This window comes from Acinetobacter sp. A3, assembly GCF_012371415.1.
GTDB lineage: Bacteria > Pseudomonadota > Gammaproteobacteria > Pseudomonadales > Moraxellaceae > Acinetobacter.
Genome location: NZ_JAAZQW010000103.1, coordinates 1 through 544, shown reverse-complemented (window position 1 = coordinate 544; position 544 = coordinate 1). Strand labels below are relative to the sequence as shown.

General features: G+C 43.2%; 3 tRNA genes. All 3 read left to right on the top strand.

Annotated elements, in window-relative coordinates:
- The first annotated feature begins 5 nt into the window (after positions 1 to 5).
- The 3 genes from HHA42_RS13435 (at position 6) to HHA42_RS13425 (ending at position 544) form a co-directional block, all read left to right on the top strand.
- A tRNA-Met gene (locus tag HHA42_RS13435) sits at positions 6 to 82 on the top strand.
- A gap of 182 nt (positions 83 to 264) precedes the next feature.
- Positions 265 to 341 (top strand) — tRNA-Met (locus tag HHA42_RS13430).
- 126 nt (positions 342 to 467) lie between these two features.
- Positions 468 to 544 (top strand) — tRNA-Met (locus tag HHA42_RS13425).

The following is a 544-nucleotide window of genomic DNA, read 5'->3' as shown; positions in this document are numbered from 1 at the left end:
GTTGATGCGGGATGGAGCAGTCTGGTAGCTCGTCGGGCTCATAACCCGAAGGTCGTTGGTTCAAATCCAGCTCCCGCTACCATTTTTAATGGTTTGGTAATGCCTTTTTTTGATTAGTTGGTTGTCCATAGGGCTCAACTCTTGATAACTTAGTGAAGGTTGCGTGGTTTGATCCGAGCTTCCGTTACCAATCAAATCTTAAGTTTAATTGCAAATAAACTTAGGCAACTTAATTTAAAGTTGAGATGAATTTTTGCATATTGTTGCGGGATGGAGCAGTCTGGTAGCTCGTCGGGCTCATAACCCGAAGGTCGTTGGTTCAAATCCAGCTCCCGCTACCAAGATTTAAGAGTGTAATAAGCCTTAAGCTTGTTAGACTTAACTGATTAAGGTGCAACTTAGTCAGGCAAACATGCTAAGTTTGATTGAAAACTTATTCATTTTTGTATATAATTTTTGCACGTTGATGCGGGATGGAGCAGTCTGGTAGCTCGTCGGGCTCATAACCCGAAGGTCGTTGGTTCAAATCCAGCTCCCGCTACCA